The organism is Arthrobacter sp. 10T419 (genome assembly GCF_056394105.1).
Genome location: NZ_JBFTHF010000099.1, coordinates 1 through 351, shown reverse-complemented (window position 1 = coordinate 351; position 351 = coordinate 1). Strand labels below are relative to the sequence as shown.

The window sequence follows — 351 nt, the reverse complement described above, 5'->3', positions numbered from 1 at the left end:
GTGCGATATCGCCCTCGCGCACCGCGTTGCGCAGCTTCAGTTCCGCAGGGTCCAGGCCGAGGTGGGCGGCGGCCTCGTCCATCTGGATATCGAGCGCGTAGTAGGTCTGCACCACGCCGTAGCCCCGGAACGCGCCGGCGATGRGGCTGTTGGTGTAGACGCACCGCCCCTCCAGTCGCAMGTTCTCGCAGCGGTAGAGCGAGACCATCGCCGCGGTGCCGACGTTGGTCACGCCGGGCCCGTGCGAGCCATAGGCGCCCGAGTTGAACACCACCTTGGCCTCGCGCGCGGTGATCGTGCCGTCGTTGCGGAAGCCCTGGCGCAGCCAGACCCGCGCCGGGTGGCGCGTCC

At 70.5% G+C, this 351-nt stretch carries 1 protein-coding gene; it reads right to left on the bottom strand.

The genetic code is table 11. The features are described from left to right. Positions 1-351 (bottom strand): molybdopterin cofactor-binding domain-containing protein (locus tag AC1DBD_RS18060; protein ID WP_476982765.1); only part of this gene is annotated, 351 nt, incomplete at both ends.